9 protein-coding genes and 1 pseudogene are annotated in these 14,944 nt (G+C 71.4%); 4 read left to right on the forward strand and 6 right to left on the reverse strand.

The features are described from left to right. The 3 genes from E1294_RS46385 to E1294_RS46395 form a co-directional block, all read right to left on the reverse strand. Window positions 1–5,540, reverse strand: a 5,540-nt coding sequence (locus E1294_RS46385; protein ID WP_132518253.1) for a type I polyketide synthase, incomplete at its 3' end; no start/stop codon positions are given. A 160-nt stretch (window positions 5,541–5,700) separates the two neighbouring features. Continuing rightward, window positions 5,701–6,711, reverse strand: a complete 1,011-nt coding sequence (locus tag E1294_RS46390; RefSeq protein WP_132518255.1) for a 3-oxoacyl-ACP synthase III family protein — start codon at window positions 6,709–6,711, stop codon at window positions 5,701–5,703. A 179-nt stretch (window positions 6,712–6,890) separates the two neighbouring features. Continuing rightward, entirely contained in the window at window positions 6,891–7,577 is a 687-nt protein-coding gene (locus E1294_RS46395; protein WP_132518257.1) for a TetR/AcrR family transcriptional regulator, read from the reverse strand. A 110-nt stretch (window positions 7,578–7,687) separates the two neighbouring features. On the opposite strand from E1294_RS46395, the gene E1294_RS46400 reads away from it, so the two are divergent. After that, window positions 7,688–8,806, forward strand: coding sequence for a serine hydrolase domain-containing protein (locus E1294_RS46400; RefSeq protein WP_220448329.1), 1,119 nt, complete (start codon window positions 7,688–7,690; stop codon window positions 8,804–8,806). A gap of 82 nt (window positions 8,807–8,888) precedes the next feature. Here the strand turns inward: E1294_RS46400 and E1294_RS46405 are convergent, their stop codons facing one another. Then, window positions 8,889–10,346: a glycoside hydrolase family 43 protein gene (locus E1294_RS46405; protein ID WP_132518259.1), complete on the reverse strand. Its 1,458-nt coding sequence runs from the start codon at window positions 10,344–10,346 to the stop codon at window positions 8,889–8,891. 348 nt (window positions 10,347–10,694) lie between these two features. On the opposite strand from E1294_RS46405, the gene E1294_RS46410 reads away from it, so the two are divergent. After that, the gene (locus E1294_RS46410) at window positions 10,695–12,062 is read left to right on the forward strand and encodes a glycoside hydrolase family 43 protein (protein WP_246083762.1); all 1,368 of its coding nucleotides are present in this window, start codon (window positions 10,695–10,697) and stop codon (window positions 12,060–12,062) included. Window positions 12,063–12,189: 127 nt separating this feature from the next. Beyond that, a pseudogene (locus tag E1294_RS58595) lies at window positions 12,190–12,610 on the forward strand (transposase family protein); the annotation flags it as partial. Window positions 12,611–12,648: 38 nt separating this feature from the next. Here the strand turns inward: E1294_RS58595 and E1294_RS46420 are convergent. Together E1294_RS46420 and E1294_RS46425 are read right to left on the reverse strand one after the other, a co-directional pair. Continuing rightward, entirely contained in the window at window positions 12,649–13,491 is an 843-nt protein-coding gene (locus tag E1294_RS46420) for a helix-turn-helix transcriptional regulator (RefSeq protein ID WP_246083763.1), read from the reverse strand. Between the two features lie 273 nt (window positions 13,492–13,764). Next, window positions 13,765–14,487, reverse strand: coding sequence for a VOC family protein (locus E1294_RS46425; RefSeq protein WP_132518263.1), 723 nt, complete (start codon window positions 14,485–14,487; stop codon window positions 13,765–13,767). A 275-nt stretch (window positions 14,488–14,762) separates the two neighbouring features. On the opposite strand from E1294_RS46425, the gene E1294_RS55140 reads away from it, so the two are divergent. Further along, the coding region (locus tag E1294_RS55140) for a hypothetical protein (protein ID WP_220448330.1) at window positions 14,763–14,944 on the forward strand (182 nt) is incomplete at its 3' end.

Below are 14,944 nucleotides of genomic sequence, written 5' to 3' on the forward strand. Positions count from 1 at the left end.
GGCCCGGGATCGCGCACCGCCAGCCGGTGGCCACGGCCTTCAGCGGGCCGGGGCGGGCGGGCGGGCGTGTGCCGCGTGCGGGCGACGAAGCGGCCCCGCCCGGTCAGGACGATCTCGTCCTCCTGCCCGGGGCCGGCCAGCTCGCCGAACACCCGCTCCGCGTCGCCGGCGGCGCTGCCGCCGCGGTGCACCGACACCCGACGGACCGTCACGCGGGGCTGCTCGTTGGCCAGGGTCCGGGTCGCCCCCCACACGGCCGAGGCCACCGGCGTGTCCCCGCCGCCGGGCACAGGGCAGGGTACGGCCGCGCACTCGTTCGTGACCAGCCACAACGCCGCCGCTGTGGACGGCGGAAGCTGGGTGCACGCCTGAGCCACGGCGCGCACGGTGGCGATGTGGCCGGTGACCTCCTCGACGACGGCCTCGGGCGGGCAGGCGGCGCCGCCGCGGTGGCCGGCCGGGCTGTCCACGACGAGGACGAAGGTGACCGCGGCGGCGCCCTGCGGCACTCGCGCCAGCAACCGCGCCGCGTCCTCTCCGGCGTCCGCCCGCTCGACGTGGCCCTGCCCGGCGATCAGGTCGCCGAGCGCGTCGGCCAGTGCGGGCAAGCGGTCGTGCGCCGGACCGCCGGCCTGTGCGGGCGCGCGGTCGTGCGCCGGACCGCCGGACGACGGGTCGTCGGCGCCGCCCTTCGCGTGGTCGGCGACGACGACCCATGTCTGCGCGGCGTCGAGCGCGAGCCGCCGCGGGGCAGGGGCCGTGCCGCCCGCCGTGGCCAGCAGGAGCGAGCACGCCGCGCGGCCGGGATCGTCGTCATCGGTCAGGTGCGCGACTTCGCGGTATCCCGTCTGGGCCAGCACTCGCGGCCAGCGCTCGGCCTCGACCAGCGGCGAGTGTGGCCGCAGCTCGCGGTCGGCGTTGCCCCAGTAGCCGGGCAGCATCCCGGCGTAGGCCGCGACGGGCGGCCGGTGGGGTTCGACCGCCAGCAACTGCCCGCCCGGCACCAGGAGCTCGGACAGGCGGGCGAGCGTGCCCGCGAGGTCAGCGGACCGGTGCAGGGCGTGTGCGGCGATCACCAGGTCGAAGGAGCCCGGTGGCAACCCCTGCTCGGCGGGGCCGGCGTCGAGATCGAAGCGGCGGAACTCCACGACGTCGGATCCGGCCAGACGCCGTTGCGCCCGCGCCAGGACCACCTCGTCAACGTCGGTGACCAGGTAGTGGGTACGGTCGGCGGGCAGGATCGGCAGCAGCATGGCGGCCGTGCCGCCGGTCCCCGCGCCCACCTCCACGATGCGCAGCGGCCGGTCCTCCGGCCAGCGTGCGGCGATCTCCCCGGCCAGAGCGCGAATGAGCCGGTTGCCGTGCAGGCACAGGGGCGCGATGTCGTGCACCTGGTCCAGCAGATCGGCGCCTCCGCCGGAACGCAGCAGCTCGGCGGGGTCGTACTCGCCGCGCAGGACAGGAACCAGGTGCCGGACGCACAGCGCGGTCAGAGCCTGTTCGGCGGCGAACGGCGTCGCCTGCCCGAAGAACGTTGCCGCCTCGTTCTGCCTGGCCCGTCCGGCGGGTGAGCCGTCGCGGTGCGGGCCGATCAGCTCGAAGCGGGCCTCGCCCAGGCGCCTGGCCAGGCTGTGCCGCTCCAGCAGCGAAAGGGCGTGCTGCACCATCGCCACGCCGCGCCCAGTCACCCCTGCCCGCACCAGGTCGCTCACGCCGATCTCCCGGCCGGCCGGGCAGAGGATCTCCTCCAGGGCGGCGGCCAGGGCGGCCGCGAACGACGCCTCCGCACGGTCGGCGAAACCGCCGTAGTCCAGGGCCCGCCAGTCCGAACGGAGATCGGCGAGCCCGCCGGCGACGGCGTCGACGATCTCCATGGGGCCGGCCAGCGGCCATGGCGCGGCAGGCGTGTTCTCGTGCGGCAGGGCGCGCAGCTCGGTGCGGAAATGCTCCAGCGGCAGGACCGTGCTGAGCTGGGTGCGCCGCAGCCGGCATCCCTCCACCTCGACCGTGACCGCGCCGTCGGGGTCGGCCACCAGGAGGTCCCAGCACACCTCGTCATCGCTGCGCGCGCGTTCGCGTACGTACAGGACGCCCTCGGCGGCGGGGGCGCGCCACACCCGCACCGCGCCGATGGCCGAGGGCATGAAGGCGTTGCCCTGCAGCATGGTCTCCACGAGCCAGGCCACGCCCGCCTGCAACGCGCTGTCCAGCAGCACCGGGTGCACGTGGTAGCGGCCTTCGGCCTGCGCGGGCACGCGGTAGGCGGCCAGCACCTCACCCTCGCCCAGCCGCAGGCCGGTCAGGACCCGGAAGGCGGGCCCGTAGGCCATCCCGCCGCGGGCGGTGTCCCGGTAGAAGGCGTCCACGTCGGCTTCGGCGGTGATGCGGGCGCGCAGCGCGGCCAGGTCCAGCGGCGGCGGGCAGGGCCGCAGCAGCGGCCGGACACGTGCCCGGAAGTGCTCCTGCGGCGGCAGCGCCAGATCGTCGGTGCTGGTCACGACCACCGCGCCGGTCTCGGGCGTCAATGACGTCTGCGCGTACAGCGGCGGGGCGTCGGCCGATTCGGGGATGACCAGCGCCCGGGTGACGGCCGCCCGGTCGGCCTCCACGGCTTGGCCGGCCTCCGGCATGGCCAGCCTGGCGGCCGACAACGCCATCTCGATATATGCGGTGACGGGCAGGACGGGCACGCCACCTACGCGGTGGTCGACCAGCCAAGGCGCCGGCGTGCGTTCGATCGGGCCGTGCCAGGTGGGGTGCGGGGCCGGCAGGCGTTCGCCCAGCAGCGGATGCTGGAGCGCTCCTGTGCCGCTGGAGTGCGCCCACGTGTCGGGGCCGCCGATCCAGTACCGCTCGCGCTGCCACGGATAGGACGGCAGGGACACGACCCGGCCCGGACGGGGGAAGTAGACGTCCCAATCCAGCAGGGCGCCGGCGGCGATGATCTCCGCGACCGCGGCCGCCATGGCGGCGGGCTGCTCGCGGCGCAGGGTCGGCACCACGCGGGCGCGCCGGCGCGCCCGCGTGGTCATCCGGCGCAGGTAGGAGCGGAGCACCGGGTGCGGCCCCACTTCGACGAAGACGTCGTGGCCGCCCGCCAGCGCACCGTCGACGGCGTCCGCGAACTGTACCGGTTCGCGGACGTTGCGCCACCAGTAGCCGGCCGTCAGCTCGCTTCCTTCCAGCGCGCGCCCCGTCACGGTGGACAGCAGCGTGATGGCGGCGGGACGGGGGCGCACCCCGTCCAGGGACCGCAGCAGCGGTTCGCGGACGGCGTCCATGGCGGCGCTGTGGAAGGGATAGTCGAGGTCCAGGTGACGGACGAACACGCCGTCCGCCTCCAGATCCGCGCCGAGCTGCTTGAGCTGCCCCTCCGGCCCGGCGAGCGTGACGTCGCGATCGGTGTTGACCGCTGCGACCTCCACGTCCGGATAGCGGGCCAGCACGGCGCGGGCACGCTCCTCCGGCAGCCCGACGGCGGCCATCCGGCCCGTTCCCATCGTGGCGGCCTGCGCTGCGCCGCGTGCCGCGATCACGCGCGCGGCCTGCTCCAGCGGCAACGCCCCGGCGGCGTAGGCGGCCGCGACCTCGCCCACGCTGTGGCCCAGCACAGCCTCCGGGTGGACACCCGCCGCGCGCAACACGGCCAGCAGCCCGGCCTGCACGGCGAACAACAGGGGCTGGGCGACCTCCGCCGCCGACAGCCGCCACCGCCGGGGCGGCTGCTCCATCTCGCCCAGCACTGACCAGCCCAGATACGGCTGGAGCGCGGCGTCGGCCTCCTGCACCGCCGCGCGAAAGGTCTCGTCGGCGGCCAGCAGGTCCGCGCCCATGCCCGCCCACTGCGAGCCGTTGCCGGAGAAGACGAACACCACCCGGCCGTGTTCGGCCGCGTCCACCGTCGCCGCCGCGCCCTGCCCCCGCTCGGGACCGGCCGCCCGCGCGGGGCCGCCCGCGCGGGGCTGATCGGCCAGCAGGCCGCGCAACGCCCTGGCCGCCTGCGCGGGCGAGTCCGCCAGCGCCACCGCCCGGCGCAGGTGGCCGCCCCGGCGGCGGGTGGAGGTGTAGGCGCAGTCGTACCAGGCATCCTCGTCGTCGCCCAGACGCGCCAGACGGTCGGCGGTGCGTTCGATCGCCTGCCGCAACGCCCTGTCGGTTTGGGCCGACACCAGCACCGGCAGCACCGGCCGCGTCATCTCGGAGCCCGGCGCGGGCCCGGGGAGGCGTGCTGGAGGGGGCGGCGTGGTGAGGGTGACGTGCACATTGCTGCCGCCGAAACCGAAACTGTTCACCCCCGCCAGCGCTCGCCCGCCGTCGGGTGCGCTCACCGCGGTGGCCTTCGTCGTCACCGACAGGTTGAGGCCGTCGAAGTCGATGCGCGGATTGAGCTCCTCGGCGTGCAGGGAGGCGGGAATCCTGCCGTGCCGCAGCACCAGCAGCGCCTTGAACAGTCCCGGCATGCCCGAAGCCGGCTCCAGATGGCCGAGGTTCGACTTGACCGACCCGATGGGCAACGGCCCCCGTGCACGTCCGCGGCCGAGCACCCGGCCGAGCGCCTCGCATTCGGCCGGGTCCCCGGCCTGGGTGCCGGTGCCGTGCGCTTCCACGTACACCAGGTCGTCCGGGTCGAGTGCGTCCGGCCCGTACACCTGGCGCAGCAGCGCCTCCTGCGCCTCGGGGTTGGGCAGCGCCAGCCCCATGGTGCGGCCGTCGTTGTTGGTGCCGGCGCCGACGATGACGCCGTGGACACGGTCGCCGTCCGCCAGCGCGTCGGCCAGCCGCTTCAGCACCACCACGCCTCCGCCCTCGGCCCGTACGAACCCGTCGGCATGGGCGGAGAAGGCGGCGCACCGGCCCGTGGGGGAGAGCATCTGCGCCTGGCTGAACCCGGTGAAGCCGCCGGGTGACACCAGCACGTTCACGCCACCGGCCAGCGCCAGCCTGCTGGTGCCGCCGAGCAGTGTCCGGTAGGCGCGCTCCACCGCCAGCAGGGAGGACGAGCACGCGGTGTCCACCGCCATGCTGGGGCCGTGCAGGTCGAAGGTGTGGGAGATGCGGTTGGCCGCGATCGACAGCGTGGCGCCCGCCATGGTGTAGGGGGTGACGGCCTGTTTCTCCAGCATCTGCTGGAAGCCGTAGGAGGTGTCGGAGATGCCGACGAACACCGCGGTGTCGCTTCCGGCGAGCGCCGCCGGATCCACGCCCGCGTCGTCCAGTGCCTCGGCTGTCATCTCCAGCAGCAGGCGCTGCTGGGGATCCATGGCGGCCGCCTCCTTGGGTGAGATCTTGAAGTAGGCGGCGTCGAAGCCGGCGATGTCGTCGAGGAAACCGCCTGCCCGCGTGTAGCTCTTGCCCGGGCGGGGCGTGTGCTCGTCCACGAAGCGATCGGCGTCGAAGCGGTCGGGCGGCACCTGCCCTACCAGGTCAGAGCCCTGCTCCAGGGCGTGCCAGAGGCCGTTCATGTCGGTGATGCCGCCCGGCAGGCGGCAGCCCACGCCGATCACCGCCACCGCCGTGTCCGTCCCCTTGGTACCGCTCATGCGCGCCAGCTCCCCTCTATGTCACTCACCGCAAGTGATCAACTACTATGCGATGGCGGCGGGGACTGCAACGAGTGAGCCCGCTGCGGCGCGGCGGTTCCGTACGCGGTCGCCACGGCCGCGGTCCGCCGAGCCGAGACACGCCCTTCGCGCGCGGCTCTTACCAGCGCAGCAGCACGGTGCCCGCGCTGAGCCCGCTGGCCACGCCCACCAGGGCGACGAGGTCACCCCGCTTCAGCCGGCCGGCCCGCTCGGCCAGGTGCAACTGCATCGGCAGCGTGGAGGCGGCGAGGTTGCCGTGCTCGACGATCGTGATCTCGGCCTTGCCAGGGGAAGCCCCCATGAGCTCGCAGCCCCAGTGCAGCGCCGCCAGCGACGGCTGATGCACACACACCACGGCCATGTCGTCCCAGCCGAGCCCGCGCTCCGCCAGAGGCTTCCGCAGCACGCCGAAGTCCAGCTTCTGCACGCCTATGGCCAGGCCCACCGGATCGATGGTGAAAGGTCCGGTACGGAACCCGCCCGAGGTGCCACGGACGAACGGCATGATGGAGGCCTGCCAGTCCGCGGAGTTCGCGCCGAACGCATGCCCGAGCACGCCAGGGGTGCCGCTGAGCTCCAGCAGCAGCGCCGTGCCCGAATCCGAGACCGTGTAGGACGGGATCGCCGGCTCGAAGTCCTCCCGCGACTCCACGTGCCACTGGATGCTCGAGGTGATGACCTCGCCGCAGACGATGAGGACCGTACGGTGATGGCCGGCGGTGATGAGCGCGTCGGCGAGGTGAATCGCCCGCAGGACGCTGTTGCACGCGTCTCGTACGTCGAAGACGGGGCAGCCGGCGCCCAGCTTGGCCGCCACCATGTGTCCCGTCGCGGGTTCGACGGCGTCGCCGGACACGCCCGCGTAGATGATCAGGTCGATCGCGGGCGGCGTGTGCCCGGTCTGCCGCAGCAGCCGGCTTGCGGCCGCCGCCGCCAGATCCGATGCCAGGCACTCCGGCGGGGCGACATGGCGGCGTTTCACCCCGCTGTGCCGTTCGATCAGGCCGCGCGGAATGTCGATGCCGGGATTGCGCTCGGCCAGCAGGTCTTCCAGCTGTGCCGTCGTCAGGCTGCCATCCGGCACATGCGCCGCCACCCCCGCCACCCGGGAGTATCGTGACCCGCTCATTCCACTCCACCCCGCACGCGTACGGACCGCATGGCCGCATGGCGGCGCCGAGAACGCCGATCGAGCATGCCACGTCCGCTCTCCTAGGAAACAGGCGCTCACGATAAGCAGGAGCCGGCCGCGGGCCTAGGTGAACCGCCGAGGGAACGACCTTGCTTGCCCGGCCTTGACCTGCGTCGTCACGGGAGCTCGTGTCCGTCGGCGGGGCGGGCCGGGGAGATCCTGGCCTCGATCATGGCGAGCTGGGCGGCGAGGATCGCTTCGAACGCGGCGTGGCGGTTTTCGGACAGAGGGCGGATGTCGCGGGAGAAATGGGCCAGGGCGGGGAAATGGGCGGGGTCGGCGCCCAGCACCGCGACGCGGAACGACTCGAGGCCCTGTTCGTGCTCTTCGGGAGTGATGCCGCCGGCCGCCGCCTCGGAGGAGATCAACGCCGAGAGGAGGATCGCGAGCCGGTGGTAGTGGGCCGGGATCTCCTCGTCGGGCAGGCCCGATGCCCGCAGGGCCTGCAGCGTCTCCTCGATGACCAGCCGGGAACCGGTGCCGCCTGACACGTAGCGTGCCCAGATCGCGGCGACCTGGGGATGCCGGGCGAAGGCCTCCCTCAACCGCGTGGCCACGGTGGTGATGCGCTGTTTCCAGTCGCCCTCGGGGCGGTAGCCGTCCATGGCGGCGATGAGGATCCGGTCGGTGACCGCGCGCAACAGCTCGGTCTTGTTGCGGAAGTGCCGGTAGAGGCTGGAGGAGTCGGTCCCGAGGGCCGCGGCGAGCCGGCGCACGCTGAAGGACTCGGCGTCGCTCGTGCGGAGCAACTCCGCCGCCGTGTCCAGGATCTCTTCGGTCGACCAACGCCTTCGGCCTGCCATGTCACCCCTCTCGTCCAGAACCAACCTAACCTATGCGCTCACTGTTGCACGCACCGCGTGCATAATGGGGGCAGGGAAACCGATTCACTCAGGACGAGAGGACACATGTCGTGAAGAACCCCCTCGATGCCGTGGCGCTGGAAACCGCCATGGAGAACGTCCACCGCGCGGGGATGCCGGGACTGTTCGCCGAGGTGCGCGACGGCGACCAGGTCTGGCGGGGTGCCGCCGGGGTCGCCGATGTCGCCACCGGCCGTCCGGTCACGGCCGGCATGTGGCACCGCGTCGGCAGCGTCACCAAGACCTTCACCGCCGCCGCGGTGCTGCAGCTGGCCGAGAGCGGTCAGATCGGGCTCGACACGTCGATCGGCCACTACCTGCCGCGGCTGGTCCCTGGAGAACGCGGCGACGCGATCACGGTCCGGATGTTGATCAACCACACCAGCGGCCTCGCCGAATACCTCCCCCATGCCTACCCGTCCCTCAAGGCGTTCCCCTCCTTGGCGGACACGGCGCCCGAGAGCCTGGACGACCACCGGTTCACGCGGTTCCACCCCGCCGACCTGATCGAGATGGGAGTCACGGCACCTGCCGTCGGCGCGCCGGGCGGCACCCCGGGGGTGTACTCCAACACCAACTACCTGCTCCTCGGCCGGCTTCTGGAACACGTGACCGGCACCCCCGCGGAGAAGCTGATCACCCGGAACGTCATTGACCGCGCTGGGCTCCCGGACACCCGGTTCCCGGACGGACCGCATGTCCAGGGGCCGCACTCGCAGATCTACGAGGCGTGGTTCGGCATGGTCGACCCGCCGCGCGACTACAGCGTCTACGACATGTCGTGGGTGGGGCCGTCGGCCTCGCTGACATCGACCGTGGCGGATCTCAACCGCTTCTACGGCATGCTGCTCGCCGGGAAGATCGTCCCGCCGTCGTCGCTGGCGCAGATGCAGCGCACCGTCCCGGTCATCTCCCAGGAGGGAAAGGTGATCGACTACGGTCTCGGCCTGCACCCGACGGAGGTCCCCGGCGGCGGCACCTTCTGGGGCCATGGCGGCACGGTCTGGGGCGGCGGAACGATGTCCATGACCCGCGCCGACGGCGAGCGGCAGATGTCCATCGCGATCAACCTGCAGAGGTGGAACAGGCTCGACGCCTCGGGGAGGCCGCAGCGCCACCCCATCGACGACGCGCTTGCCGCTCTCTACCGGGTGGCGATGCGCGGTTGATCCCGCACGCGCAGTCGATGCCGGCCGGGGCGTGGACGAACCCGCGTTCCGGGTGTGAGCACGATGTGAGCGGCCCTGTCGTTCAGCCTGCGGTCACCCGGAAAGTGGCGTCGCCGCGGCCCTGAGCGTCGTTGATCGGGTCGAGCCGGAGCAGGTGATCGAAGTGCCGTACGTACCGGTCGGGGTAGTTAAAGGACCGGAACGACGTCCACGACGCGTCGGCGAGCCCGGCGACCTGGCGGAACGTGGCGTCCGCAGCGAAGGTGGCGGTGCCGTCGTCCTGCGCGAGCACGAAGTCGAAGCCGTAGTGCCGCAGGTAGTGGCCGGGGAAGTTCACCGACGCGAACGACACGGAGCCGGACGCGTCCGCCAGTCCCGGCACCAGCCTGAACTGGGCGTCCTGGGCCGGGCTGACGTTCGCGTCGATGCGCACGTCGAAGTCGGCATGCCGGATGTAGCGGTCCTGGACGTTGTAGGACTGGATGCGGCTGATCGGCACGGTGGCGCCCCAGCGGCCGAGTACACGGCTCTCCTCGGCGGCGGTCAGGTTGAGTACGGAGCCGTGGCGCTTACGGGCGGCGCCGAGGTTGTAGTCGGAGCGCGTGCGGAAGTTCCGGGTGCTGCCCAGATTGGTCGAGGTGATGGGCATGTAGCCGCGCCCGGTGGCGAACTGGTCGAGCCACAGTGCCCATTCGCTGCGGCCGTTGAACTGCGCCCACATCGGGCCCTCCACGACGTTGCCGCCGCCGGTGCCGTTCGAGATGCCCAGGTGCGACAGATTCCCGAGAGTGGTCCACGAGCCCAGGATCGTGTTGGCGGCCTCGATGGTGATGTGGCCGTCGGCCGATGCGCGGTAGTAGCGGTAGCCGCCGACGCTGTCGGGCACCTCGATGATCTGGGTGTCGATCAGGCCCTGGGTGCCGCCGCGCTCGATGTAGAGCTGGGGCGCGGTGAAGGAACGGAAGTCGCTGGTGCGCACATACCAGATGCGGTGTTTGGTGACGCCGTTGCGGGGTGAGTTCGTGGCCCAGTACAGCACGTGATCGCCGGTCGCCGGGTTGTAGATGGCCTCGGGCGCCCAGGCGTTGCCGGCGCCGGGGATGGCGCCCGCGACGTTGATCAGCCACGGTGCCGACCAGTTCACCAGGTCGCGCGATTCCCACACGACGAGCGAGGTGCTGCCCCGGTTGGCGGCGTCACCCCAGGAGGTGCCGCCGGCGATGCGCAGGTCGGTGGCGACGATCCAGTAGCGGTCACCGGCGGGGGAGCGTACGAGGGCGGGGTCGCGCACGCCGCGCGTGCCGACGGTGGATCGCAGGACGAGCCTGCCGTGGTTGAGGTCGGTCCAGCGCAGGCCGTCGTCGCTGTGGGCGAGGTAGATCTGCTCGCCGTCCGCCGACTCCCCGGTGAAGTGCGCCATCAGGTAGCCGGTGAACGGTTCGAGGGCGGCCGCACTTCTCTGGCTGGTCAACGAAAACGACGTGAACACCAGGCAAGCAGCGGTCAGCACGGCGCCCAGCCGGGAAAGGGATGTCGGCATGGAGGTCTCCTCGGGGAGTGGGATGGTGCGGTGCCTCTTTCTGCCGTTCTGTTAGCGTTAACATTCCTTCTGCGGAAAGGGCATGGTTAACGTTGGTGTTCAGCAGTGTGATCGCTATTATCGCGGCGGTCAATACCCGGAAAGTCGGCTCATCCGTAACGGCGACGTGTTTCATAACTGCCTCTTGACAATCTCGGTCTCGGAGTTTTCACTCGGCTGCAGCACGCCGGCACCGTGAATGCCCGTCGATCGGCCCTGTTTCTGATTGCCGTTCCGCCGGCATTCGCGCGGCCAGAAAATGTTAACGCTCACATATCGCCGAATCATTTCTCGTGAAGGGTGCCCGTCGTGTCCCTGCGCAGAACAACCCTCCTCACCGTCGTGGCGGCACTGCTGGCCTGCCTCGTCACCGTTCCCTCCGCACGGGCCGCGACGTACTCGGCCTACGTGATGGGCTACTTCAAGGAGTCGCCGAACCAGTCAGGTGACAGCTACGCGCTGCACCTGGCCGTCAGCTCCGACGGTCTCTCCTGGACACCGCTCAACCAGAACAACCCCGTGGCCACGCCGACGGCCGGGATGCAGGGGCTGCGCGACCCGTACATCCTGCGCAAGCAGGACGGCACGTTCGTGGTCTTGGCCACCGACCTGAAGGGCCGCGTGTTCAACCTGAACAACCAGTACATCCACGTGTGGGACTCGGTGAACCTCACCGGCTTCACCGGCTACCGGCGGGTGCGCCTGCACGGCATGAACACGCACGCGTGGGCGCCCGAGGCCTTCTGGGTGCCGTCACGCGACCAGTACGCCGTCATCTACTCGGCCAGCAACGGCACCCGCGACGTGCTCATGGTCAACTACACCACCGACTTCGTCGACATGGGTACGCCCCAGGTGTTCTTCGACCCGGGCTTCAACGTTCTCGACGGCGACGTGCTGGTGCACGACGGCGCGTTCTACCTGGCCTACAAGAACCTCGCCGACGGCAACCTGTACGTGGCCCGCTCCACCACCGGGGCGCCCAACAGCTTCACCACGCTGACCGGCGGCCTGCGGCAGGGCGACGCGATCGAAGCGCCCATCCTGGTCGAATCGAACGCGGGCAACACGTTCTGGCTGTGGGGTGACTCATTCTCGCCGGCCAACGCGGTCTTCTACGCCTGGCGGTCAGCCGACGTCGAGGGCGGCTCCTGGGCGCCGCTCGGCCAGCGCGCCTACACCGCGCCGATCAACGCCAAGCACGCCACCATCGCCCCGATCAACGAGGCCGAGCGGGCCGCGCTGGTCAGCCGGTGGGGAGCGCCGCAGTGGAACCGGCTCAAGTCGTACAACTTCCCCGGCCGGTACGTCCGCCACGCCGACAATGTCGCCCGGCTCGACCCCTTCCCGATGGACCCGACGGCCGACCAGCAGTGGCGACTCGTGCCCGGCCTGGCCGACCCCGCCGGAGTGTCGATCGAGTCGGTGAACTTCCCCGGCCGCTATCTGCGGCACGCCGACCTCGCCGTCAGGCTCGACCCGGACGACGGCACCGCGACGTTCCGGGCGGATGCCACCTTCCACCGCACCGCCGGCCTGGCCGACGGCGCCTGGACGTCGTTCCGCTCCCACAACCACCCCGACCGCTACCTCCGCCACCTCGGCTACCTGCTCCGCATCGACCCGATCACGGACGCGCAGGGCAGACAGGACGCCACCTTCCAGATCACGTACTAGACGAGCAATTCCGAGGTCCGTGCCGGTGCTGGCCCGGGACGACGGCGAGTGTGTCCAAGTCTCTCCGGCCGATCATCGTGCAAGGAAGACCTACCGTCTCCGGCACGGGCGGGGTCAGCCAAGGCTCATGTGGATTACCGACTCCACCCCGGTGGAATGCGGCCGCTCACGGCCCACCGTCAAGCGCTCCGATCTGGCGGGCTGGGCCGCCTGCGGATACAGCCGCTTCTCCTGAGGCTGCGGCTGTTCCTGGGTCAGCACCCCGGCGGGCATGCCGATCACCTCGGCGTTGGCCGGCCCGAAGGCCGACGAGCGCGAGGTGCTGGCGGCGATACCGGACCGGGAGCCGCAGCCGGCAGCCAACCGGCCCGGCCTGCTGCTGATCGCCGACAAGGGATTCGCCTCCCGCGAGTTCGAGGCCGACTGGCTGCACGCGGCGTCCAGCCGTCCGCGTCGCGCAGCGGATCCTGGCGATGGCCGCCGCCATCTGGCACGACCACACCACCGGCGCACCTATCGCCAGATCGCTCGTCGCCTTCGACCACTGATCACATCGGAACTACTCGTACAGGGGCGGGCGCACCCGTCATGCGGTCGTCTGGAACCGCTGCGACCCGATGACCCGCAACAGGTCGAGCTTCTCCTGCGCGTCGGTGCCCTCGGTCGGGAAGAACGCCAGCATCGTGAGGTCTTCTTCGGGGGTGAGCAGCACTTCGCAGGTCAGGTGGAGCACTCCGACCTCCGGGTGCAGGAATCGCTTGCGGTCGAAACGGCGCACCGCGACCTCGTGCCGTTCCCAGAGCCCGCGGAACTCCGCGCTCCGTTTCAGCAGCCCGTGCACCAGCTCCACGATGTCGGCCTCGCCTGCGCGGCGTGAGTACGTCGCTCGCAGATCGTTGACGTGCGCGCGTGAATGCCGTGGCCAGTCCTCTTCCGGGAACCGGCCGCGCACCGCCGGCTCGGTGAACCATCGCCACGCGATCGGCACACGGCCGGCATGGTCGTCATGACGTCCCAGCACGATGTCGGCGAGGGCGTTCTGCCACAGCACCTCGTGCAGGTCGGTGCAGATGCAGACCGGGACGTCGGTGAGCCGGCCGGCCAGGCTGATCAGCCCCGGGCGGACGTGGCGGCCGGCGCGGCGCGCCGGGGGCGCCAGCCCGGCCATGCGGAAGAGGTGGTCGCGTTCGTCCAGGTCGCAGCGGAGCGCGCGGGCCAGGGCGGCCACGATCGGCTCGGAAGGATTGGCGCCACGGCACTGCTCCAGCCGGGCGTAGTAGTCGCTGGACATGCCGGCCAGCGCTGCCACTTCGTCACGCCGCAGGCCCGGCGCGCGGCGCCGCACGCCGTCGGGCAGGCCGACGTCGGCCGGGCGCAGCAGATCCCGGCGACGGCGGAGGAAGTCGGCAAGCCCGGCGCGGTCGATCACGTTCACCAGCGTAGGGAACGTGCCCACCCGCAACCAGGGACAACCAGTCCCTGGCTGAGCGTGGGGTCGCGGCGCGGACCGGGAGTCACTTCGCTGACTCCGCGGCCACGGATAGAGCGCGTGGAGCCGGCCTCGCGTGACCGCGCCGCGCTTGTCCGGGAACCGGGGCTCGCGCGACCGGGCTCAGCCCGGTGATCGTCGCCTACGAGACCGGGCTGGTGACGCCCGGCCTCGGACGTCCGCAGGGGTCGCGCGAGATGCCGGCGGCGGGCGCTATCGGGGGGTCAGCACACAGAACTCGTTGCCGTCGGGATCGGCCATCACCACCCAGCTGACCTCGCGCTGGCCGATGTCGGCGCGCGTGGCTCCGAGGGAGACCAGGCGGTCGACCTCAGCTTGCTGATCACCGCCGGCAGGGGGAGCGAGGTCGAAGTGGAGCCGGTTCTTCCCGGTCTTCGGCGCCACCGGAGGACCGCCCCACGTGATCTTCGGACCGCCGTGCGGCGAGCGGATCGCGGTCTCCTGGTCCTGGTCCCAGACCAGCGGCCAGCCCAGCGCCTCGCTCCAGAAGTAGCCGACCTCCTGCGTGCCGTCGCACGAAAGCGCTCCGATGAACCCGCAGTCGGCGAGGAAGTTGTTGCCCGCCTCGATGACGCAGAGCTCATTGCCTTCCGGGTCGGCGAGCACCACATGACCCTCTTCGGGGCGTTGCCCGACGTCGATGTGGCGCGCGCCGAGAGCGAGCGCCCTGTCCACCGTCTGCTGCTGGGCTTCGAGGGACGCGCTCGTCAGATCGAAGTGGATCTGGTTCTGGGCGGTCTTCTTCTCCTGGGTCGGGAGACAGCGGATGCGGAACCCGGTGTCGTCGTTCGGCAGGAGCACGATGCCGTCGCGGGGGTCGTCGGTCATCTCCCAGCCCAGGACTCCGGCCCAGAAGCGGGCGAGACCGAGTGGGTCGTGCGCGTCGATGCAGAGCGCGACGAGCTGAGCGGTCATCCCGCATCTCCTATCCGCTGACTCGCAGGGCGCGGGCAGTTCGCGGCGTCCTGGCGCGTGACGGCAGCAACGCTAACCCACCCGATGCGCGCGGGGCCAACGCATTTCACGCGTCACGAGGAGCCGCCTTCAGGTAGGCCTCTCGCCGATCTTGTGGGCAAGGCGGATGTAGCTGTTGTCGGCCCTGTACTGGAACACCCTGATCGGTGCCTTGGCCGGATCGCCCTTGTCGGTGAGGTCGATCGGGCCACTCGCTCCGTCGTACCGGCCGGGTGTTGCTGATCATGCCGTCGATGGTGCTGCGCTTCAGCCGCAACGGCGCCTGTCCCGCGCGGCGCCGCGGCGTACGGCTGCTGGCTATCTCCAGCTCACGGACCGACACCTCGGCGGCGTCCTTCAACGCCCGCAGTCGCCGGGCGAAGCCCGGTCGCGGATCCGACTCCCACCCCATTCGCCC

This window comes from Nonomuraea diastatica (genome assembly GCF_004349015.1).
Lineage (GTDB): Bacteria > Actinomycetota > Actinomycetes > Streptosporangiales > Streptosporangiaceae > Nonomuraea > Nonomuraea diastatica.

Coding starts and splice junctions, on each gene's coding strand:
- E1294_RS46395 (WP_132518257.1), bottom strand. CDS start 7,577: ATGGCAGGCCGAAGGCGTTGGTCGACCGAAGAGATCCTGGACACGGCG.
- E1294_RS46390 (WP_132518255.1), bottom strand. CDS start 6,711: ATGAGCGGGTCACGATACTCCCGGGTGGCGGGGGTGGCGGCGCATGTG.
- E1294_RS46425 (WP_132518263.1), bottom strand. CDS start 14,487: ATGACCGCTCAGCTCGTCGCGCTCTGCATCGACGCGCACGACCCACTC.
- E1294_RS46405 (WP_132518259.1), bottom strand. CDS start 10,346: ATGCCGACATCCCTTTCCCGGCTGGGCGCCGTGCTGACCGCTGCTTGC.